Origin of the sequence: Streptomyces sp. NPDC088246, assembly GCF_044741025.1 — a bacterium.
Taxonomy (GTDB): Bacteria; Actinomycetota; Actinomycetes; order Streptomycetales; family Streptomycetaceae; genus Streptomyces.
Genome location: NZ_JBIURV010000001.1, coordinates 20,207 through 41,942, shown reverse-complemented (window position 1 = coordinate 41,942; position 21,736 = coordinate 20,207). Strand labels below are relative to the sequence as shown.

Genomic DNA, 21,736 nt, shown 5'->3' with positions numbered 1-21,736 from the left:
CCTTCTGTCGCTGTCCTTCTCCTGAACTTGCCCCTTCGGCGCTCGGGGGCTGCGGTTCGCAGTTGGTCAGGCTGCGGTGCTGAGGGGGCGTCCGCCCCAGCGGATGCCCATTTCGCTGCGGATGCGGGCACGTTCCTTGCGTTGGGCGGCGAGTACGTCGGGGTGGCGGGCGTTGGTGGTGCGCCAGCGCAGGTAGCGGTGCAGTGCCTGGGTCTGCGCGGGGTGGCTGCGGTGGTGGGAGTTGGCCAGGGTGAACTGCCGCAGCGGGCCGAAGTGGGCCTCGATCGGGTTGGCCCAGGAAGCGTAGGTCGGGGTGAAGCACAGCTCGACCTTGTTCTTCTTCGCCCAGCGGCGGATGTCCGCGCCGGTGTGGGAGGAGAGGTTGTCCAGGATGATGTAGGTCGGCGCGTCGTCGGGTTGGGTGGCGCGGATCGACTTGAGCGCGGCCAGGGTGTTGGCGGTGCCCTTGCGGCGGCGGTTGACGCCCCACAGGCGGTCGTCGCCCACGGAGTAGCAGCCGTGGAAGTAGGTGACGCCGTGGGTGCGGCGGTAGGTCGCCGGCAGCCGGTTGGGCTTGGCCTGCTTCGCCCAGCAGGAGCCCGCGATGGGCCGGATCCCCGGGGGCCCGAACTCGTCGAAGGCGAAGACCCGGTCCGGGAAGCGGTCCAGCACCTGCTCGATCCGGTCGAGCTTGGCATCGCGATCAGGGTCGGGTGACTCCTTCCAGGTCTTGGTGTGCTGGAAGGTGATGCCGCGGCGCCGGAGCAGGCACCGTAAGGCTTCACGGCCGATGCGGATGACACGTCCGTGCACTTTCCGCAGGTAGGCGGCGAGTTTGCGGATCGACCAGCGGGTGAAGGGCCGGCCGAGCTTGCTGGGACGAGTGGTGGCCGTCCGGATGACGAAGTCCTCGTCGTCACGACTGAGTAGGCGGGGACGGCCTCCCGCCCACTGAGGGTCCAGGCAGGCCAGGCCGATCTCGTTGAAGCGGTGGATCACATCGCGCACGGTGTCCTCGTCGGCCTGGACCAGCTGGGCGATCACCGGCACCCGGTTCCCGCCCGCCGAGGCGAGCAGCATCATCGCGCGCCGGTAGCGCACCGAACTCGTGCTGCCCCGGCGCACGATCTGCTGCAGCTTCTGCCCCTCCTGGTCGGTCGGTCTGCGTACACGGACAGGCTCAGCCACCGCGCCTCCAGCGATCGGATCGGACGTCACCGCACATCCAACCGTCGCGACCACCAACCCGGCGAACCTTCACGGTCACAGCACTGGCAAGCCGCACTGACAACAGTGGGCGGACCGAGTGCCGCGCTCCCTCTGGACGCTCGCGTAGGGAGTTGCGCGTCCGGGCCATGGAGCGCGGCCGCCCGCGCTGCTTCACTGGGAGACATGACAACCACCCGGCCCACACCCCCCTCCCGCACCCTGGACCACCTCGTGCTCGGCGGCGCGGCCGTCGCCACCGGTCTGGTCGCGGGCACGTTCTATGTGTTCTCCTGTGCCGTCATGCCGGCCCTCGGGCGCAGCGACGACCGGACCTTCATCGAGGTCATGCAGAACATCAACGACGTCATCGAAAATCCGGTCTTCTTCGCCGGATTCTTCGGCGCGCTGGTCCTCACGGCGGTCGCCGCCTGGCAGCAGCGCCGGTCCCCGGGTCCGCGACGGTGGATCCTTGCCGCCCTCGCCACGTACACCGTCGCCTTCCTGCTCACCTCGGGCGTCAACGTCCCGCTGAACAACGCCCTTGCACACGCCGGGGATCCGGCGCGGATCGCCCATCCCGGAGCCGTGCGCGAGAGGTTCGAGGACGCGTGGGTGGCATGGAACGCCGTCCGGGCCGTCCTGTGCACGGCCGCGCTCGCCCTTCTCCTGCGTGCCGCGTTCCTGACGGCGCGGCAGCGTCCGCGGCCCCCTCAGGAATCGCCGTACTCGCTGTCCCCCGCCGGGTCCAGCGCCAGCCGGTAGCCGCGCTTGACGACCGTCTGGATGAGGCGGGGTGCGCCCAGTGACGTACGCAGCCTCGCCATGGCCGTCTCCACCGCGTGTTCGTCCGTTCCGCCGCCGGGCAGCGCTCGCAGCAGGTCGGCGCGGGCCACCACCCAGCCCGGCCTACGGGCCAGGGTGTGCAGCAGGGCCATTCCGGCAGGCGGCACCGGGCGCAGTTCGCCGTCGACGATCGCGGCGTGACCGCGGATCTCCACCCGGCGCCCGGCGATCGGCAACACACGTGCCCTGGAGGGGAGTTCGTCGCACAGCAGCTGGACGAGCGGGGCGAGCCGGAAGCGCTCCGGCCGGACGGTGTCGATGCCGCGGGCCTGCAGCGGCAGGGCGGTGACCGGTCCGACGCAGGCCACGAGGACATCGTCCCGCAGGGCGCTCAGGAGCTCCGGGATCAGCCCGCGCTTCTCGGCCCTGCGGAGCAGCGAGGCGGCGGCCGGGGCACTGGTGAAGGTGAGGGCGTCCAGGCCCCGGGCCAGGGTGATGTCGAGCAGCCGGTCGAGCGGGGCGACGTCCTCGGGGTCCACCCAGCGGTAGACGGGTACGGCGAGGACCTCGGCGCCCGCTGCGCGGAGCGACTCGCTGAAGCCGGGGAGTGGTTCGCCGTGCAGCTGGAGGGCGATCCGACGGCCCTCCACGCCCTCGTCCAGGAGCCGGTCCAGTACCTCGGCCATGGACTCGGTGACGGGTGACCACGCCTCGGTCAGCCCGGCGGCCCGGATGGCGCCCTTGACCTTGGGGCCGCGGGCCAGCACCTCGGTGCCGCGCAGGATTTCCAGCAGCCGGTCGCCGAGGCCCCAGTCGTCGGCGGCCTCGATCCAGCCCCGGAAACCGACCGCGGTGGTCGCGACGACCACTTCGGGGGCGGAGTCGACGATTCGCCGGGTGACGGCGAGGAGTTCGCTGTCGTCGGCGAGCGGCACGATCCGCAGAGCGGGCGCGTGCAGGACGGCGGCGCCCCGTCGCTCAAGCAGCGCGCCGAACTCCGCCGCGCGCCGCGCGGCGGTGACCCCGACGGTGAAGCCCGCGAGGGGCCCGTGCTGTTCGTCCTCGTGCATGTGGTCTACCCGGCTCTCGTCCCGCTGCTGCCCGATGATGCCGAGGGCCGAGCCTGCCAACGACGCGTGACAGACCTGGTTCACCCATATTTCCCGCCCGTTACGTCAGATGACATCGAGCGGTCACGATCAGGCCCCGGGGCGGCTGAGCTGTGGCTTCCCGGGCACGGGCAGGACGGGATCCGGTCCGGCGAAGGTATACCGTCCCCCGGTCACCCAGACCGCTTCCGCGATCCGTTCGGCCAGAGCCTCAAGGATCGGGTGCGCACGACTGTCCGATTATGTGCTTCCGGACCGGGCCCCCACCCTGTCCGCGCCCCCACCACATTGCACCCGGGCGATGAATGTAGCGCACGAAAACGGCACTTCTTTCCCCCAATCAGGTGGATTTCAACATGAGAGATGCATCGATCTCGGGCAGCCAACTTCCGTCCGGCCGCACCATCCAGCCCTCCTCGGAGCCCAGCTGAGCTGTGGCTTTACGCAATGCGTCCAGGCCGGGGTGGCGCAGTCCCTTGCGCCAGACCATCAGGAGCGGCGAGAGCGGTACGGGCCGGGCCAGCGGACGCACCACGGTGCCCGGCACCGGAGAGAAGTCGACGACGCACAGAACCGGCTGCCGCGACTTCGCCATGACCCGTTGAAATTCGGCCACACCGATCGCGAGTGGGGCGGGTGGCGCCAGTTCGATGCCCCATTCGGCGAAGAGCAGCCGGGCGAGGTCCGTCCACTCCTCGGTGCGCGGATTCCCGGCGCCCGCGTAGACGGTCTCGCCGGCCAGGTCGTCCAGCACGACGACCTCATGTGCGGCGAGGGGGTGATCGGCGGGGAGCAGAACGGCCATCGGCTCGTACCGCACCGGCTGTACGCCGAGCCGTGCCCGCACCGCGGGGCCGAGTCCGGCGGCGCGGCCGAAGGAGACGTCGAGCCGCCCGGCGAGGATCTCGCCGGCGGCCCAGGTGAGTCCGCTCTCGAAGCGCGCCATCAGCTCGCACGCCGGAGCCAGCTCCCGTGCGCGGGCGAGTACGCGGGCGGCCGTCATGCCGTCGGTGTTGAGGTCGACGAAGAGCGGCCGGGCCGCAGGGTCGACGAAGGCTGCGGCAAGATCGGCGTGCGCCTCCAGCACCCGCCGGGCGTACGGGAGGAGCCGTTCACCGTCGGCGGTGAGGGCAACCTGCCGGGTGGTGCGTACGAACAGTTCCGCACCCAGCTCGCGCTCCAGCCGGCGGATGTCCCGGCTCAGCGCCTGCTGGGCGATGTAGAGCCGGGCGGCGGCACGGGTGAAGTGCAGCTCCTCGGCGACGGTGACGAAGGCGCGGAGCAGCCGAGGGTCGGTATGGGTGTGCGTCTGGGTGCCCGTATCGGCAGCGGAGGAGGCCACACCCGGAAATTTACAACACAGATGCGTTAATTGGTACGGAGAAGGTGTTGGACCCCATGGCCCGTGCGCCATGAGGGTTGATCCATGCCGTACGAGAGAGCCCCGCACACCGACCCCATGCTCGCCGTCTCCGGGGACCTGCTGGTCATAGCCCCGCGCACCGCCGCCGCCAGGCCGGTGCCCACCAACCCTTACCGCCGGCTGCTCGCCACCCCGGGTGCCCGCGCCTTCACCGCGGGCAATCTCCTCGCCCGGCTTCCCATGGGCATGTTCAGCGTCAGCGCGGTGATCATGATTGCCGGTTCGCGCGGCTCGTACGCCCTGGCCGGCGCCGTGACCGCGACCGGCCTCGCCGCGACGGCGGTGGTCGCGCCCTGGACGGCCCGGCTCGTCGACAGGTACGGACAGGCCAGGGTCGCCGTACCCGCCACCGCGATCGCCGCGCTCGGATCGCTGGCACTGCTGCTCTGCGTGCATTACGGCGCCCCGGCCTGGGCACTCTTCGCCTCCTACGCCGCGACCGCCACCACCCCCAACACCGGCGGGATGTCCCGGGCCCGCTGGGCCCATCTGCACCGGGGCGATCCGGCCGCCCTGCACACCGCGAACTCCTTCGAACAGGCCGCCGACGAACTCTGCTTCATGCTCGGCCCGGCCCTCGCCGCCCTGCTGTGCGCGGCGCTCTTCCCGGAGGCCGGAACACTCGTCGGGGCGATCCTGCTGATGACCGGCGTGCTGATCTTCGCCGCCCAGCGCGCCACCGAACCGCCGGTGGCACCCCGCACACACGCGGGCTCCCCGCTCCGCGCCCCGGGCATGCCGGCCCTGCTCGCCGCCTTCCTCGCCACCGGCGCGGTCTTCGGCACGATGGAGGTCGTCACGATCGCCCACGCCGGGGGCGCGATCCTGGCCCTCCAGGCTGCCGGATCGTGTGCGGCCGGGCTGCTGTACGGATCGCTGCGCCCGGCCGCGGACGTCCGGCGCCGGCTGCTGGGCTGCCTGGCGGGAATGACGACGCTGATGTCCCTGCCGCTGCTGGCCGCCTCCTCGACCGATTCGCTGCTCGCCCTCGCGGGCGCGCTGCTGCTGGCCGGTGCGGCGACGGCCCCGACCATGGTCACCGGCATGACGCTGGTGCAACGCCTCACCCCCGAGGGCCAGTTGAACGAAGGCATGACCCTGGCCGTGACCGCGCTGCTGGGCGGGATCGCCGCAGGTTCGGCGACCGGCGGCTGGATGGTGGAGCACTTGGGGCAGGTGACGGGCTATGTCGTTCCGGTGTGCGCGGCCGGACTGGCGCTGGTCGTCGCGGCGGCCGGGGTCCGGGCCCCCCGGAACTGATGGCCGGCACAAAAACGAGGACCCCGTTGCCGGTGGGCAACGGGGTCCTCGTTCACATGGGAATTGTGGAGATGGCGGGAATCGAACCCGCGTCCAACGGTGCAGAATCAGGGCTTCTCCGAGCGCAGTTCGCTGCGATTTTCTCGGCCCCGGAGATCTCGCGAACAAGTCTCCGACGGGCTCAGTCACTGTTTGATTTCCCACCGAACCCCGTGACCGGGATCAGTGGTTTAGTCCCCTAGATTATGCCAGGGTCCGGGTCGGGAACACCCCCGGGCTGACACCCATTAAGGGTCCCTCACTCACTGCTTATTAGGCAGCGAGGGCGAAGGACTGGGAATCGCTCTTGGAATTGGCGATTATTGGTTGCGACATATGGTTTACGAGATCATTGCCGCTTCCTCGGCTCGCTTCCCCTGCTTCGACATCCGCTGTCGAAACCGATCATCCCCATGTTGGCGTATTTAATTGTCAACAGCTCAAAACGCGCACCCGCCGTGGGGTGCAGTGCCATCGTACGTGACCAACGCACGACGATGCCAGCCTATTCCTGCAGGCCGCTGCCGGCCCCGCCCGTACGCTTCCCGGCTATGCGCTGCGCTGGCGCCGGCGCGCTGCCGAGATCGCGCGGTTGGTCTCCCGCAGGTCCTGCTTCTCACGCAGGGTCTGCCGCTTGTCGTACTCCTTCTTGCCCTTGGCCAGCGCGATCTCGACCTTGACCCGGCTGTCCTTGAAGTACAGCGCGAGCGGCACGATCGTGTGACCCGTCTCGCCGGACTTCGACTCCAGCTTGTCGATCTCCGCCCGGTGCATCAGCAGCTTGCGCTTGCGCTTGGCCGAGTGGTTGGTCCAGGTCCCCTGCACGTACTCGGGGACGTGGATGTTGTGCAGCCAGGCCTCGCCGCCGTCGATCTGGACGAAGCCGTCCACCAGGGAGGCCCGGCCCAGCCGCAGCGATTTGACCTCGGTACCCATGAGTACGAGACCGCACTCGTAGGTGTCGATGATGTGGTAGTCGTGCCGCGCCTTCTTGTTCTGCGCGATGAGCTTGCGCCCTGTGTCCTTTTCCTTAGCCATAGTGAGGCCATTTTCGCACTACGACCCACCCCCGAGGCCACTCAATACCGTCTCGGCCCGCTGCTCGGCCCCGGAGCTGACCGCGAGGTCCGGGGTGATGCCGCGGCTGTCGACGCCGCGGCCCGCCGGGGTGCGGTAGTGGCCGACGGTCAGCTCGGCCACCGAGCCGCCCGGGAGCTTGCTGGGCATCTGGACCGAACCCTTGCCGAAGGTGCGCGATCCGACGGTGACGGCCCGGCCCCGGTCCTGCAGCGCGCCGGTGAGGAGCTCGGCGGCGCTCATCGTGCCGCCGTCGACGAGGACGACGAGGGGGCGGACGGTGTCACCGCCCGGCTGCGCGTAGAGGGCGCGCTGCTCGCCGTGCACGTCGTACGTGGCGACCAGGCCGCCGTCCAGGAAGGCGGACGCGGCAGTCACGGCCTCGGTGACCAGGCCGCCGGAATTACCGCGCAGATCGAGGAGCACCCCGGCACCCGCCGGTGCGTCCCGGACCGCGTCGCGGATCTCGGCACCCGAGCCCCTGGTGAACGAGTCGACCTCGATCAGTACAGCTGCGGAGGAATCGGAACGGTCCGGTCCGATTCGCCGCACGGTGACGGCCTCGGTGGTGAGTCTGGCCCGGCGCAGCGTCTCGGTCCGAAGGACGGCGCCCCGCTGGACCCCCAGCACGACGGTGGTGCCCGCGTCCGCCTCCGTACGGTCTCCGCGCAGCAGGGCCACGGCCTCGGCAACGGGGCGCTTGTCGATCCGGTGACCGTCGATCGTGCGGAGCAGGTCGCCCGGCTCGATGCCGGCCCGGTCGGCGGGGCCGCCGGGCTGGACCCGGGCCACCTCGACCAGCCCGTCCGCGGAGCGCTTCGCGGCGACCCCGACACCGGTGTACGAGCCGTCGAGCGCCTGCTCGAACTCCTCGTACTGCCGCTCGTCGTACACCGCACTCCAGCGGTCGCCGCTGCGGCTGACGGCCTCCTCGGCCGCCTCCTTACCGGACTTGCCGTCGGCGACGGCGCGGGCGGCGGCGGCGGCCACCTCGTCGCCGTCGACGGTGGAGGCGACGGAACGGGCCGCGATGCCCGAGGACTTCGCACCGTCGCGCGGCAGCGAGCCGGTGGCGGCCGCGGTGGCCAGCACGGTCGCGAAGACCAATGTCAGGGCCGCCCCGCGGCGCACGCCGCGGGGCCCGAAACATTGTGTGGGGCCCGACATGGCGTCGAGTCTAGGACAACGCCCCTGTGACGCACGGCCGGTTGGCCGCGCACCACAGGGGCGCTTGTCACACCTTCAGGTACTTGCGGAGCGCGAAGAGAGCGGCAACGGCGGGCATCAGCAGACCGATTGCCAGGACCAGGGGCAGCTTGGTGAAGACCGCGTCCCAGCCGATGAAGTCGATCAGATTCAGCTTGCTCTGCAGTGCCAGACCGCCGTCGATCAGGAAGTACCGACCGGCCAGCAGCATCACGCAGGCGAGCACACCACCGATGAGACCGGCGAACGCGGCCTCCATGATGAACGGCATCTGGATGTAGAAGCCGGAGGCGCCGACGAGCCGCATGATGCCGGTTTCGCGCCGTCGGCTGAACGCGGACACCCGGACGGTGTTCACGATCAGCATCAGCGCAATGACCAGCATCAGCGCCATCACGAAGAGGGCGGCCACATTCATGCCGTTCATCAGCTGGAAGAGGTTGTCCAGGATGGATCTCTGGTCCTGGACGGACTGCACCCCGTCACGGCCGGCGAAGGCGGTGGCGACGACCTTGTACTTCTTCGGGTCGTGGAGCTTGACCCGGAACGACTCCTGCATCTGGTCCGGCGTGATGTTGCTCGCCATGGGCGAGTCGCCGAACTGCTGCTGGTAGTGCTTGTACGCCTGGTCGGCCGACTCGTAGGTGACCTTCTCGACCAGGCTGTCCATCTTGCCGAGGTCGGCCTCGATGTCCTTCTTCTGCTGCGCGGTGACAGCGCCCTTGGCGCACTTGGGCGTCGAGGTCACATCACTCTTGCTGCACAGGAAGATCGAGACGTTGACCTTGTCGTACCAGTAGTCCTTCATCGTGCTGACCTGCTCGCGCATGAGCAGCGCGCCGCCGAACAGGGCGAGCGAGAGGGCGACGGAGACGACGACGGCGAAGGTCATCGTGAGGTTGCGACGGAGGCCGACGCCGATCTCCGACAGGACGAACTGGGCGCGCATGGCGTCCTTTCAGTGCTCGATGCTCAGTGCTGGTAGCCGTAGACGCCGCGGGCCTGGTCGCGTACGAGACGGCCCTGCTCCAGCTCGATGACGCGCTTGCGCATCTGGTCGACGATGTTCTGGTCGTGAGTCGCCATGATCACAGTGGTGCCGGTCCGGTTGATCCGGTCCAGCAGCTTCATGATGCCGACGGAGGTCTGCGGGTCGAGGTTGCCGGTCGGCTCGTCCGCGATCAGCAGCATCGGACGGTTCACGAACGCCCGCGCGATCGCCACGCGCTGCTGCTCACCACCGGAGAGCTCGCCGGGCATCCGGTCCTCCTTGCCGCCGAGGCCGACCAGGTCGAGGACCTGGGGCACCGCCTTGCGGATCTCACCGCGCGGCTTGCCGATGACCTCCTGCGCGAACGCCACGTTCTCCGCAACGGTCTTGTTGGGGAGGAGGCGGAAGTCCTGGAACACCGTGCCCAACTGGCGGCGCATGTGCGGCACCTTCCAGTTGGACATGCGCGCGAGGTCCTTGCCCAGGACGTGAACCATGCCCTGGCTGGCGCGCTCTTCGCGGAGGATGAGTCGCATGAAGGTGGACTTGCCGGAGCCGGAGGAGCCCACCAGGAAGACGAACTCGCCCTTCTCGATATCGAGAGACACACCCCGTAGAGCGGGACGGCTCTGCTTCGGGTAGGTCTTGGAGACGTTGTCGAATCGGATCACGGATGCACCACGGTCGGCCGGGAGTAGGTGTGCGTGACCATACGCGAACCGGGCTGACGCGTGCAGGCGCGCGTCCGGGGATGGGCGATTTATGGCGGAACGGGACTGGCCGGAAGCGAGGCCGAAGCGCTACGGAACGGGTGATGTCCGGCGGGCCGCGCCGAAATCCGCGCGAGCTGGCACAGTGGTGGGGGGAACAGTTGCGTTTCCATGAGCGTTGTGCGGAGTGAAGGCGTATGCGGCTCCGCCGCGCGGGAGGAGGAAAGCGCATGACCTATGACCGACTGGTGTGCGCAAACTGCGCAGCGCCCGTGAACGAGGGCCGTTGCCCTGTGTGCCGGGCCAGCCGCGCACGGCTGCAGCAGGAACAGGAGCAGGGAATGTTCGCGGGGCTGAGCCCTGTGACGCTGGTGGCCCTGCTGGTGGTGCTGCTGGGCGCGCTGGCGCTGCTGGCGCACCAGACCGTGTAGTCGAGGCCGTCCGTCCGCCTGCAAGAGCGTGTACGTGTACGCAGAGGGGCCCGGGATGCCGACTGGCATCCCGGGCCCCTCTGTGCGTAGCTGTTACCGCAGGCGGCCCTTAGGCGACCGTACGGCCGTTCACGAGGCGCGGCAGGATCCGGAAGCCGATGCCTCCGGCAATCATCGTCGCGGCGCCGACCAGCAGGAACGTGGTCTCGGCGGCACCGGTCTCGGCGAGCTCGTCCTTGCCCTTGCCCTGCTCGACCGGCTGGTTGCCGGCCGAGTCGGGGGTGGTGTTGTCCGCGCACTTCGCGCCGTCGAGGTCGACGGTGCACGTGTCGGCGGCGCCGCCACCGGTCGCGGAGCCTGCGGAGGCGTTACCGGTGGTGGAGCCGGTGTCGCCACCGGTCGCGCCGCCGTGCGAGGCACCACCCTGGTTGCCCGCGCCACCCTGGTTACCGGCACCACCCTGGTTGCCCGCACCACCCTGGTTGCCCGCGCCACCCTGGTTGCCCGCACCACCCTGGTTGCCCGCACCACCCTGGTTGCCCGCGCCACCCTGGTTACCGGCACCACCCTGGTTGCCCGCGCCACCCTGGTTACCGGCACCACCCTGGTTGCCCGCACCACCCTGGTTGCCCGCACCACCCTGGTTGCCCGCACCACCCTGGTTGCCCGCACCACCCTGGTTACCGGCACCACCCTGGTTGCCCGCACCACCCTGGTTGCCCGCACCACCCTGGTTACCGGCACCACCCTCGCTGCCCGCACCACCCTGGTTACCCGCGCCACCCTGGTTACCGGCACCACCCTCGCTGCCCGCACCACCCTGGTTACCGGCACCACCCTCGCTGCCCGCACCACCTTCGGTGGTACCGCCCGTGTCGACGCCACCGGGCTCCCCGCCGCTACCACCGCCGGCCTCGCCGGCGTTGCCGACCTGGGCGCTGACGGAGGCGTCACCGGCGTCCACGCCGATCCCGATTCCGATACCGGCGGCCGATGCCACACCGGCAGCGGTGAGCGAGGCACCCGCCGCGATCACCGCACCTGCGGCTATGCGCGCGACGCGTACTCGCGTCTTCTTGGTCATCTGCTGCTACCCCCAGTAGCTGTTCTCGTCAGTGGAGCAGCCATATGCGGGCCCCGGCTCTGCGGGGTTTGCTCCGAACAGCGCCACATGGAACCGTGGTCACGCCGCCCGCCCCCGTTCACACCCGTCCCAGACATACGCATGCTGCTCTAGCACCCTGTCCACAGTTAAGGCCTGCGTCAAGGCCGTTCCGTGCAATGTGCACCGCTTTGATAGCAGTTGACCTTCATTCAGAATCACGACTGTGACGCACTCACCACGCCACCTGCGCAACTCGGAACCCCAACTCCCTTTCGGGTGCCGCCCCGCACCCCTCCCCGACGAAAACGGCGGTGCCGGAAACCCCGTCGGGATTCCGGCACCGCCGTAAGAACAGGAAGCAGCAACAGACTGCTGGGGCCCGCCTACTTCTCCCGCTGCTTGCGCCAGCGGATGCCCGCCTCCAGGAAGCCGTCGATCTCGCCGTTGAAGACCGCTTCCGGGTTGCCGATCTCGAACTCCGTACGCAGGTCCTTGACCATCTGGTACGGGTGCAGGACGTAGGACCGCATCTGGTTGCCCCAGGAGTTGCCACCGTCGCCCTTGAGGGCGTCCATCTTGGCCTGCTCCTCCTGGCGGCGGCGCTCAAGGAGCTTCGCCTGGAGGACGTTCATCGCGGACGCCTTGTTCTGGATCTGCGAGCGCTCGTTCTGACAGGAGACGACGATGCCGGTCGGGAGGTGGGTCAGGCGCACCGCGGAGTCCGTGGTGTTGACGCCCTGGCCGCCGGGGCCCGACGAGCGGTACACGTCGACGCGCAGCTCCGACTCGTCGATCTCGATGTGGTCGGTCTGCTCGACCACGGGCAGCACCTCGACACCCGCGAAGGACGTCTGGCGGCGGCCCTGGTTGTCGAAGGGCGAGATCCGGACGAGCCGGTGGGTGCCCTGCTCGACGGAGAGGGTGCCGTAGGCGTACGGGATCTGGACGGCGAAGGTGGTCGACTTGATGCCGGCCTCTTCCGCGTACGACGTCTCGTAGACCTCGGTCTTGTAGCCGTGCCGCTCGGCCCAGCGGATGTACATGCGCTGGAGCTTCTCGGCGAAGTCGGCGGCATCCACGCCACCGGCCTCGGCCCGGATGTTGACCAGGGCCTCGCGGGAGTCGTACTCGCCGGAGAGGAGCGTACGGACCTCCATCTCGTCGAGCGCCTTCCTGACGGACTCCAGCTCCGCCTCGGCCTCGGCGAGAGTGTCGGCGTCGCCCTCGTCCTCGGCGAGCTCGAAGAGAACCCCGAGATCGTCGATGCGGCCGCGCAGGGCCTCGGTCTTGCGGACCTCGGCCTGGAGGTGCGAAAGCTTGCTGGTGATCTTCTGCGCCGCGTCCGGGTCGTCCCAGAGGGACGGCGCCGCCGCCTGCTCCTCGAGCGCGGCGATGTCCGCCCTCAGCGCATCCAGGTCCAGGACGGCCTCGATCGACCCCATGGTCGAGGAGAGGGACTTCAGCTCTTCGGAAATATCGACGACTGCCACGGGTCCAGCGTAACGGCTGTCGGCGCGGACATTCCTCGGGCCGCATGATCACGACTCCGCGACCGTGTGGGAGCCGCGTCACCGGGCCGTACGGCGAAGGGGTGCCCACGGGACTCTGCGGCCCCGGACCCATCGGGAACCGCCTCGCGGGCCCCGGGGGGTCAGGGTGTTCCGGGTGCCGAGTTCTTCGTGTCCTGCGCAGGCGCGTCCGCGGCGTCGTCGCCCAGCGCCAGCCAGCCGCCCACGCCCAGCGCCACCACCAGCACCAGCGCCGCGGCGCCCAGCGTCAGGCGGCGCTTGCGGACGGCCGCGGACTTGTTGCGGGCCGAGCCCGGGCGGGGCCGGCCCGGGGAGCGCGGGGCCCTGGCCGTGCCCCGGGGGCCGCCGGAGAGTTCGTCGGGGGCCGGGACACGCATGCTCGTGTGGGTGTCCCGGTTGGAGTCGGCGGACGAGCCGGGGACCAGGGGGACCGCGCCGCGGCGGCGGGGTTCCTCGGGTGCGGGGGTGTACTGCTGCTCGTCGTACGTCTGGGGTTCCGGTTCGACATGCGGCTCGTCCACGTCCAGCGGCGGGATACCGGCCAGCTGCGGGAGCTGCTCGCGCAGCCGGGCCGCGAGCTCGGAGGCGCGCAGCCGGGAGGCCGGGGCCTTGGCCAGGCACTGGACCAGGAGCTGCCAGAGCTCGTCGGGGATGCCCGGGAGCGGGACGACCGTCTCCGTGACGTGGCGGCGCAGGACCGCGCCGGGGTGTCCGCCGCCGAAGGGCGTGAAGCCGGCCAGGAGTTCGTAGAGGACCGTCGCGAGTGCGTAGATGTCGACGGCGGCGCGGGGCGGGAGGCCCTCGACTATCTCGGGGGCCAGATAGTCCGGCGTGCCGATGATCTTGCTGGCCTTGGTGCGGCGCGGGGTGTCGATCAGCTTGGCCACGCCGAAGTCGGTGAGCAGCGCCGGGTGCGAGCCGCCGGGGCCGAGCGGGCCCTCCATGTCGAGCAGGATGTTCTCCGGCTTGACGTCACGGTGGACCACCCCGGCGGCGTGCGCGGCGGCCAGGCCGTCGGCGACATCCGCGATGATCGCGACGGCGGCCTCGGGCGCGAGACGGCGTTCGCGGTCGAGGCGGGTGCGCAGGTCCGTGCCGCGTACCAGGTTCATGACCAGTGCCAGGTCGTTGCCGTCCACCACGAGATCGCGGACGGCGACGATATGCGGATGGTCCAGGCCGAGCAGGGCGGTGCGCTCCTGGACGAAGCGGCCCACGAGCTCCTGGTCGGACGCGAGGTCCTCGCGGAGCAGCTTGATGGCCACCGGGCCCTCGGGCCCGTCGCCGAGCCACACCGTGCCGGCGCTGCCGCGCCCCAGGATCTGGTGGGCGGTGTACCGGCTGCCGATATTCCGTGCCAAAACTGCTCCCTCAGCGGCTGGCGATGGACCGTCGCTCATGACCCCCGGTCGACAAAGTTACGCGTCGATCGGGGTGTTGAGTGCCCGGGATGGCGCCAACCCTCACTTCTGCGGGCGAAATGCGGTGGAAACTGGCCCGCAGAAGTCGATATAGCTACAGAGTTGATGGTGCACCGGCCGCTCAGGGACCGCTGCTGCCGCCCAGTTTCGAGACCCAGTCGGTCACGCTGGAGACGGCGTCACTGATCGCCGCCCAGTAGCTCTTGCCCTGGCCGATCCAGTCCTGCAGCGGGGTCAGTTCCCAGATCAGCCAGCCCGCGACGAACAGCAGCACCAGGGTGAACAGGCAGCCCTTGAGACAGCCGAGGCCGGGAATCCTCATCGGGTTGGCGCTGCGCTGCCTCGGCTCGCGGGGCTGCCGCGGGGCCGGCTGCTGGGGCGGCGGCTGCTGCGGGGGCGCGTACTGCTGCCGCTGGTACTGCTGTTGGGGCTGGTGCTGGGGTTGCGGCTGGTACTGCTGCTGCCGGGGCTGGGGGTACTGCTGCGGCTGCTGCTGGTACTGCTGAGGCTGCGGCGGCTGCTGCCGTCGCTGAGGCTGCTGGGGCTGGGGCTGGGACCGCTGGGGGCGGCGGCGCAGCGGGTCCTGGCCCGGGTCGAGGTACTGGACCTGCGTCTGCTCGTTGCGATCGCGGGCCGCCTGGAGCTGGGACTGCCAGGGGTGCGGCCCCTCGGGCTGCGGAGGGCCGTCCGGGTGCGGCGGTACGGGCGGCATGACCGAGGTCGGGTCGGCGTGCCCGCCCGGGCCGGGGGCGTGCTGCATGACGCTGGTCGCGGCGTTCGGATCGTACGAGCCCGCGTTGCTGGGCAGCACCTGCGTCGGGTCGGCCGCACCGGGGGTCTGGGGAACGGCCGCGGGCGCCGGGTCGGGTGCGAGCAGGGCGCCCACGCCGTCGGCCGCCGCGATCTGGGCCGAGCTGGCGTGCACGCCGATACCGGCCGCGACGGTACGCAGACCACGGGCCAGGTTCTCGGCGCTGGGCCGCCGGTCGGGGTCCTTGCTCAGGCAGCGCTCTATGACCGTCCACAGCGGCGCCGGGACGGTGGTGGGGCGGCGGGGCTCCTCGCTGAGGTGCCGGTGCAGGACTTCGAGGGCGGTGCCTCCGGAGAACGGCGGGCGCCCGGTGACCAGCTCGTACAGCAGGATGCCCGCGCCGTAGATGTCGACCGCGGACGTCTGCGGCCGCCCCTCGGCGGACTCGGGCGCCACATAGGCGGGCGTGCCGACGAACTCATGGGTCCGGGTCAGCCCCGGGGAGTCGGCCAGGCGCGCGATGCCGAAGTCGGTGAGCATCGGGTGCATCTGGCCGTCGCGCTCGTCGAGCAGGACGTTGGCGGGCTTCAGATCGCGGTGGACGACACCGTCGGCGTGGCTGGCGGCGAGCGCGTCCGCGATCTGCGCGGTGAGGAGCGCGGCGGCGACCGGGGTGAGCGGGCCGTTCTCGCGGAGGTAACGGTGCAGGTCGGGGCCGTCGACCAGGTCCATGACGAGGGCGAGCAGATCTCCCTCGACGACCAGGTCGCGGGTGCGCACGATGTTCTCGTGGGTGAGCCGGAGCAGCACGGAGCGCTCCCGCAGGAACCGCATCACGACGTCCGCGTCGTTGGCGAGCTCCTCCTTCAGGACCTTGATCGCCACGGTCTCGCCGGGCTGGCCCGCGACGGCCGCCTCGGCGCCTGCGGTCTCCCGCTGGCGGGCACGCCAGACGGTGCCCGTGGCGCCGCGTCCCAGCGGCTCCTCGAGCAGGTACTTGCTGCCTACCGGCCGCACGTCATGCGCTCCCTGCTGATCGTGGTGCTTGCGGTGCTCCCGGATCCCCCCGGGAGTTCCGGCCCACTCTAGTGGGGTGACCGGCGAGGTCGGGCGGGTCCGCCCGGTTGCCGTCGCCGTCCTTGTCCGCCGGGCCCGATTGCCTGCTGAAGGAGGTACCGGCCGGTTGCGGAACAAGACGCTCACACCGGGCGGATGGTTGTCGTACACACGTGCGATGAACCGCTCCGGGCGCTCTCCCGGATCGGTTGCGCTGCCGCGGAGAACGTTCCAAGCAGGCACTTATGGGCGCACAGCCGACCTTTCAAGATCACTTAGCGGTGGCCCCCGGGCGTGTTGTCAGTGGCAGGTGCGAGGATGCCTTCAGCACGGACTGTGGGGTAGGGAGCCCTGTAGCACGTGACGAACCTGTACCGGACGACGCGTCCGGGTTGTCGGGTGGGGGGAATCACAGGGCGTTTCCCCTGCCCGGCGCCCCGCGCAGAAGGGACCGCCGACGGCGATGCAGATCCGGCTGACCGTCCTCGCGCCGCGCAGCGGCCAGACTCCGGCGCGCGCCTGCGACGTGCTGGTCACCGCCCCGCCGGGGACGGCGCTCGCCACGGTGGCGTCCAATCTGGCCGCGGCCGTCTCCGGGCCCGACGGCTCGCTCGGCAGCGGTGCGGTGGTGCTGTTCGCCGGGCGCGAGCGGCTCGACGCGCAGCGGTGCGCACTGGGGGAGCCCCCGCTGGTCGACGGAGCGGTGCTCTCGCTCCAGGTCCCGGGCGATGACGAGGCGGCGGACGACGCCGTTCCGGCGCAGCTGCACGTGGTCGCGGGGCCCGACGCGGGCGGGGTCCATCTGCTGCACGGCGGCCGGATCCGGATCGGCCGCTCCGCCGACGCGGACGTCCCGCTCGACGACCCCGATGTGTCCCGCCTGCACTGCACGGTGACGGTCTCCGCGGACGGCCTGGTCTCGGTGGCCGACCTGGGCTCCACCAACGGCACCCTGCTCGACGGTACGGAGGTCCGCGACCGCCCGGTCCGTCTGAAGCCCGGCGCGCTGCTGCGGCTCGGCGAATCGACGCTCCGGCTGACCTCGGGCGCGCGTACGCCGACGCTGGCGGCAGCCCCGGACGGCGAGGGGCATCTGCGGGTGTCCGGTACAGCAGGCGCGGCCGCCGCCGATGGCGGCTTCGCCGAGCAGTACGGTTCCGGCCACGGGTATGCCCCGGCCACCGCCGGCCCCGGGCCCGCCCCGTACGAGGGGCCCGGCGACCGTCACACGTACGAGAGCGGCGAAGGCGGATGGGCCGACACCCGCCGCCAGTCCCCCTCCGAGCACTCCCCCCGCTTCCCGGGCGACGGGACACCCCGGCGGGGCGGGATAGGCGCCTGGGCGCGCAGGCTCGCGGGCAACAAGGGCGAGCCGGTGCACGAGGCGACGCCCGACGAGACAGGCGCGGCCGAGCTGCCGTTCCCGGCCGCCGCCTCCCCCGCGACACCATCGGGATCCGCCGCGCAGAGCATCTGGCCCGACCCCGCGGCCGTGCTGCTGACCGCGCTCGGACCCGGCCCCCGGCTGTGGGAGCGCGACACCGCGCACCCGGAGGCGCTCGTGGTGCGCCTGGGGACGACGGACCGGGCCGAGCTGCCCGCCGTGCCGGTGACCGTGGGGCTGCGGGAGGCCGGTTCCCTCGGGCTCGCCGGTCCGCGGACCCGGCTGGCCGGACTCGCCCGTTCAGCGGTGGCGCAGCTCGCCGCGCTGCACTCCCCCGCCGATCTGGAGATCGTGCTGATCAGCACGGACCGCGCCCGCAGCGCGGACGAGCGCAGGCGCGAATGGGCCTGGCTCGGCTGGCTGCCCCATCTGCGCCCCATGCACGGCCAGGACTGCCGGCTGCTCCTCGCGTACGACCGGGAACAGGCCGTCGCCCGTGCGACGGAGCTGGTGCGACGGCTGGACGACGGGCCGCTGGGGCCCGGCTGGGCGAGCCTGGACCGCAGCACGGTCGCCGAGGCCGCCGGGCAGTACTCGGGCCCGTACACCGTGGTGATCGTCGACGGCGACCCCGGCTCGGCGGTGCTGCGCGAGAACACCGCCCGGCTGGCCGCCGCGGGTGCCGCTGCCGGAATCCATCTGATCTGTCTGGCCGAGACCCCGGCCGCCACGCCCACCTCACCGGTCGCGGCGACGTACGAGGCCGCCTGCCACGCCTCGATCGCGTTCCGTGAGTGCGGGGCGGTGGCGATGCTGAGCGGCGATGTGGCCACGGCACTGCGACTGCTGCGCACGGCGGACGGCCGGGCCGCGGGCCGCGGCACGGTCGCCGCGGTGGACGCGGTGTCGGCGCACTGGGCCGAGCGGTTCGGCCGGGCGCTGGCCCCGCTGCGTACGGAGGGTTCGGCGTCGGCCCACGGCCGGTCCGCGTCGGCCGCGCTCCCGCCGACCGCCCGGCTGCTGGACGAACTGGGCCTGGCCCGTGCCACCCCGGCATCCCTGATGGCCCGTTGGGCCTCCACCGCGGACGACCAGCCCGGCGCCACGGTCCGCGGTTCGGGCCGCTGGGCGGGCGGCCCGACGGGCGCCGGTGGCGGTACGGATGCGGCCGACGCGGATGCCCGCGGTTCGGGACGTACGGAGTACCCACGCAGTGCGGGCCCCCGCGTGGGCGCCCAGCGCACAGGCGGCGCACCGGGGCCGGACCGCGCGGGCAGGTACGCCCCCGGCTCGGGGCGCACCCCGTACCCCGGCAGCGAGACCACCACCCACATCGGCACCGCGGGCCACGGCCTCGTGCGCGACGACTCCCACGACACCGGTGGCTCCGGACGCACCCCGTACCCCGGCACCTCCCGTGTCGGCGGCGGGCGCTACGGCAGTTCGCCCGGGGACACCCCGAGCTCCCGCACCGTTCCCGGGTCCGGTACCTGGGGCGGAGGTGATGTCCAGGGGGCCGACAGTCTCCGTTCCGCCGGATCCGGGCGGACCTCGAACCGGGTCAGCGGCCCGCGCGGCGGCGACACACCCCCGGTCGCGGCGCGAGGCGCCGGGAGCGGGGCAGCAGCCGCACGTACCGCAGCGGAAGCGAACACGGGCACCGGCGTGCCCGCAGCCGCCCGGGCCGAGGGCACCGCCGCCGTGGCCGCCGGGCGGCCCGTCGTGGTGCTCGGGGCCGGGCCCCGGGGCGCGGTCAGTGTGGATCTGGCGGAGGAGGGCCCCCACCTTCTCATCGAGGGGCCGGCCGGCAGCGGACGTACGGAGCTGCTGCGGGCCGTCGCCGCCTCGCTGGCCGCGGCAGCCCGGCCCGACCGGCTGGGCATACTCCTGGTCGACGGCGCCGGTGGCGAGCGCGGCGAGAGCCTGCGCCCCTGTACCGAACTCCCGCACGCGTTCACACACCTGGTGGCCTCCGACCCGGTACGGATGCGCGAGTTCGCGCAGGCGCTGGGCGGCGAACTGAAGCGGCGCGCCGAACTGCTCGGCCCGTACGACTTCACCGAGTGGCACCACCGGCACGAGGCGGCGCAGCGGATGGTCGGCCAGCGCCCGCCGAGCGCCGCGGAGCAGCGCGGAGACCTGGACTCCCCGATGAGCGGGACGCTCCGGCTGCGGCCCGCTGCCGCGCGGTCCACGGATCCCGGCCCCTCCCCGCTGCCCCGGCTCGTCGTCCTGGTCGACGACTTCGACGCGCTGGTCGCCCCGGCGCTCGGCAGCCCCGGCCGGCCCGCCGCGGGGTCGGTCGTACGGGCCCTGGAAGCCGTGGCCAGGGACGGCGGCCGGCTCGGCGTCCACCTGGTCGCCACGTCCGCCCGCCCGGACCGTACGGAGGACACGGACCTGGCCCATGGGGCGCGGCTGCGCATCGTGCTCGACGCGCCGGTCGTCCCGCCGTCGCCGGAGGATCCGGCGCCCGGACGTGGCCGGCTGGGGCATCCGGACGGGCGGGTGACACCGTTCCAGGGCGGCAGGGTGACGGGACGCATTCCGCGTACGGCGACCCTGCGCCCCACCGTCGTCCCGCTGGAGTGGGAGCGGATGGGCGATCCGCCGGCCCGGCGCCCGGTCCGCGAACTGGGCAACGGTCCGACGGACCTGGCCCTGCTGGCCAGTGCGCTGGAGCGGGCGGCCAGGTCGGTGAACGCCGAGCCGATAGCCCCGTTCGGGCCCGTCCGTTCCTGAGGGGCACCGGGTCCGGACATCCACTGACATGACGTCACGAGCCCATTACGATCAAGGAGTTGACCCGAGAAGCGGTATTGCGGCACCCGTACACCGGGCGTAGGACTGTGCGCACACAACGATGTGAGAGACGGGGAAGCAATGCGCACAACCCTTCGGATCAGCAGGGCCGCCGCAGTGTTCACCGCCATCGGCGCACTGGCCCTCACCGGTTGCAGTGACGACGGCGGCGGAAAAGACAAGTCGGACAAGAGCTCCGAGGGCGGCAAGGGGAGCTCGCCGAGCGTCGTACTGCCGAAACTGGACGGCGAGAAGCTCTCGGTCGCGGCGGTCTGGACCGGCGTCGAGCAGGCCAACTTCGTCAAGGTCCTCAAGGAGTTCGAGAACCGCACGGGGGCAACGGTCACCTTCGTCCCGGCGCAGGACCCGATCGTCAACTTCCTCGGTACGAAGATCGCGGGAGGTCAGCCGCCGGACGTCGCGATGATCCCGCAGGTCGGCGCGATCCAGCAGGCCGCGCAGAAGAAGTGGGCCAAGCCGGTCGGCAACGAGGCCAAGGCCCAGCTGGACAAGAACTACTCGAAGGTCTGGCAGGACCTCGGCACGGTGGACGGCACCCAGTACGGCGTCTACTTCAAGGCCGCCAACAAGTCCCTGATCTGGTACAACGCCAAGGCGTTCGAGAACGCGGGCGCGAGCGAACCGAAGACCTGGAAGGACTTCCTGGCGACGGCCGAGACGGTCTCCGCCTCGGGTGTCACCCCGGTCTCGGTCGGTGGCGCGGACGGCTGGACCCTCACCGACTGGTTCGAGAACATCTATCTCTCCCAGGCGGGCCCGGAGAAGTACGACCAGCTGGCCCAGCACAAGATCAAGTGGACGGACCCCTCCGTCAAGGACGCGCTGACCACGCTCGCGCAGCTCTTCGGCAAGCCGTCACTGATCGCCGGCGGCGCCGACGGCGCGCTGCAGACGGAGTTCCCGGCCTCGGTCACCCAGACCTTCACCGGCGGCGACCAGCCGAAGGCCGCGATGGTCTACGAGGGCGACTTCGTGGCCGTCAACATCGCGCAGACGAAGGCGAAGATCGGGACCGACGCCAAGGTGTTCCCGTTCCCGGCGGTCGGCGCCGAGTCCCCCGTCGTGACGGGCGGCGACGCGGCGGTGGCACTGAAGGACGGCAAGGGCGCCCAGGCCCTGCTGACCTGGCTGGCCTCGACGGACGCGGCGAAGATCATGGCTGAGCAGGGCGGGTTCATCTCGCCGAACAAGTCCCTGGACGCCGCCGCGTACCCGAACGAGGTGCAGCGCACGATGGCGAAGGCGCTGGTCGCGGCTGGTGACGCCGTCCGGTTCGACATGTCCGACCAGGCCCCGCAGTCGTTCGGCGGGACGCCCGGGAAGGGCGAGTGGAAGACCCTCCAGGACTTCCTGAAGAACCCGAAGGACATCGCGGGGACTCAAGCCAAGCTGGAGTCCGACGCGGCCAAGGCGTACAAGAGCTGACGGG

16 protein-coding genes and 1 other RNA gene are annotated in these 21,736 nt (G+C 71.3%); 5 read left to right on the top strand and 12 right to left on the bottom strand.

Annotated elements, in window-relative coordinates; all coding sequences use genetic code 11:
* Positions 1-66: 66 nt before the first annotated feature.
* A complete protein-coding gene (locus tag ACIPEK_RS00135) occupies positions 67-1,188 on the bottom strand; it encodes an IS630 family transposase (RefSeq protein WP_401989390.1) in 1,122 nt (373 codons plus the stop codon).
* A 204-nt stretch (positions 1,189-1,392) separates the two neighbouring features.
* Here ACIPEK_RS00135 and ACIPEK_RS00130 point away from each other — a divergent pair, with 204 nt between their 5' ends.
* On the top strand, positions 1,393-1,971 hold the full coding sequence (locus tag ACIPEK_RS00130) for a DUF1772 domain-containing protein (protein ID WP_401989389.1): 579 nt from the start codon (positions 1,393-1,395) through the stop codon (positions 1,969-1,971).
* Here the strand turns inward: ACIPEK_RS00130 and ACIPEK_RS00125 are convergent.
* Positions 1,920-3,062 carry a uroporphyrinogen-III synthase gene (locus ACIPEK_RS00125; RefSeq protein ID WP_401989764.1) on the bottom strand — a complete coding sequence of 381 codons (1,143 nt, stop codon included), beginning with the start codon at positions 3,060-3,062 and terminating at the stop codon, positions 1,920-1,922. The two genes, ACIPEK_RS00130 and ACIPEK_RS00125, sit on opposite strands and share 52 nt — an antisense overlap.
* A 379-nt stretch (positions 3,063-3,441) precedes the next feature.
* Positions 3,442-4,443, bottom strand: coding sequence for a LysR family transcriptional regulator (locus ACIPEK_RS00120; RefSeq protein WP_401989388.1), 1,002 nt, complete (start codon positions 4,441-4,443; stop codon positions 3,442-3,444).
* Between the two features lie 84 nt (positions 4,444-4,527).
* Between ACIPEK_RS00120 and ACIPEK_RS00115 the strand changes: the two genes are divergently transcribed.
* Positions 4,528-5,784, top strand: a complete 1,257-nt coding sequence (locus ACIPEK_RS00115) for an MFS transporter (protein WP_401989387.1) — start codon at positions 4,528-4,530, stop codon at positions 5,782-5,784.
* Positions 5,785-5,847: 63 nt separating this feature from the next.
* On the opposite strand, the gene ssrA is transcribed toward ACIPEK_RS00115, so the two are convergent.
* The 5 genes from ssrA to ftsE form a co-directional block, all read right to left on the bottom strand.
* Positions 5,848-6,236: a transfer-messenger RNA gene (ssrA, locus tag ACIPEK_RS00110) on the bottom strand.
* A 136-nt stretch (positions 6,237-6,372) separates the two neighbouring features.
* On the bottom strand, positions 6,373-6,861 hold the full coding sequence (smpB, locus tag ACIPEK_RS00105) for an SsrA-binding protein SmpB (protein ID WP_401989386.1): 489 nt from the start codon (positions 6,859-6,861) through the stop codon (positions 6,373-6,375).
* An 18-nt stretch (positions 6,862-6,879) separates the two neighbouring features.
* Positions 6,880-8,067, bottom strand: coding sequence for a S41 family peptidase (locus ACIPEK_RS00100; RefSeq protein WP_401989385.1), 1,188 nt, complete (start codon positions 8,065-8,067; stop codon positions 6,880-6,882).
* Positions 8,068-8,134: 67 nt separating this feature from the next.
* Entirely contained in the window at positions 8,135-9,055 is a 921-nt protein-coding gene (ftsX, locus tag ACIPEK_RS00095; protein ID WP_401989384.1) for a permease-like cell division protein FtsX, read from the bottom strand.
* 23 nt (positions 9,056-9,078) lie between these two features.
* Positions 9,079-9,768 carry a cell division ATP-binding protein FtsE gene (ftsE, locus tag ACIPEK_RS00090; protein ID WP_401989383.1) on the bottom strand — a complete coding sequence of 230 codons (690 nt, stop codon included), beginning with the start codon at positions 9,766-9,768 and terminating at the stop codon, positions 9,079-9,081.
* Positions 9,769-10,037: 269 nt separating this feature from the next.
* On the opposite strand from ftsE, the gene ACIPEK_RS00085 reads away from it, so the two are divergent.
* The gene (locus ACIPEK_RS00085; RefSeq protein WP_266361154.1) at positions 10,038-10,238 is read left to right on the top strand and encodes a hypothetical protein; all 201 of its coding nucleotides are present in this window, start codon (positions 10,038-10,040) and stop codon (positions 10,236-10,238) included.
* A gap of 109 nt (positions 10,239-10,347) precedes the next feature.
* Here the strand turns inward: ACIPEK_RS00085 and ACIPEK_RS00080 are convergent, their stop codons facing one another.
* The 4 genes from ACIPEK_RS00080 to ACIPEK_RS00065 all read right to left on the bottom strand — a co-directional run bounded on the left by ACIPEK_RS00080 (position 10,348) and on the right by ACIPEK_RS00065 (position 16,061).
* Positions 10,348-11,322 (bottom strand): hypothetical protein, encoded by a 975-nt coding sequence (locus ACIPEK_RS00080; protein ID WP_401989382.1) that lies wholly within the window; start codon positions 11,320-11,322, stop codon positions 10,348-10,350.
* 404 nt (positions 11,323-11,726) lie between these two features.
* A complete protein-coding gene (prfB, locus tag ACIPEK_RS00075) occupies positions 11,727-12,833 on the bottom strand; it encodes a peptide chain release factor 2 (RefSeq protein WP_383071790.1) in 1,107 nt (368 codons plus the stop codon).
* Between the two features lie 161 nt (positions 12,834-12,994).
* Complete coding sequence (locus ACIPEK_RS00070; protein ID WP_401989381.1) at positions 12,995-14,233, bottom strand: serine/threonine-protein kinase; 1,239 nt, start codon at positions 14,231-14,233, stop codon at positions 12,995-12,997.
* A gap of 181 nt (positions 14,234-14,414) precedes the next feature.
* A complete protein-coding gene (locus ACIPEK_RS00065) occupies positions 14,415-16,061 on the bottom strand; it encodes a serine/threonine-protein kinase (RefSeq protein ID WP_401989380.1) in 1,647 nt (548 codons plus the stop codon).
* A gap of 502 nt (positions 16,062-16,563) precedes the next feature.
* Between ACIPEK_RS00065 and ACIPEK_RS00060 the strand changes: the two genes are divergently transcribed.
* Complete coding sequence (locus ACIPEK_RS00060) at positions 16,564-20,226, top strand: FHA domain-containing protein (protein ID WP_401989379.1); 3,663 nt, start codon at positions 16,564-16,566, stop codon at positions 20,224-20,226.
* Positions 20,227-20,367: 141 nt separating this feature from the next.
* On the top strand, positions 20,368-21,732 hold the full coding sequence (locus ACIPEK_RS00055; protein WP_383071786.1) for an ABC transporter substrate-binding protein: 1,365 nt from the start codon (positions 20,368-20,370) through the stop codon (positions 21,730-21,732).
* The last annotated feature ends 4 nt before the right edge of the window (positions 21,733-21,736 follow it).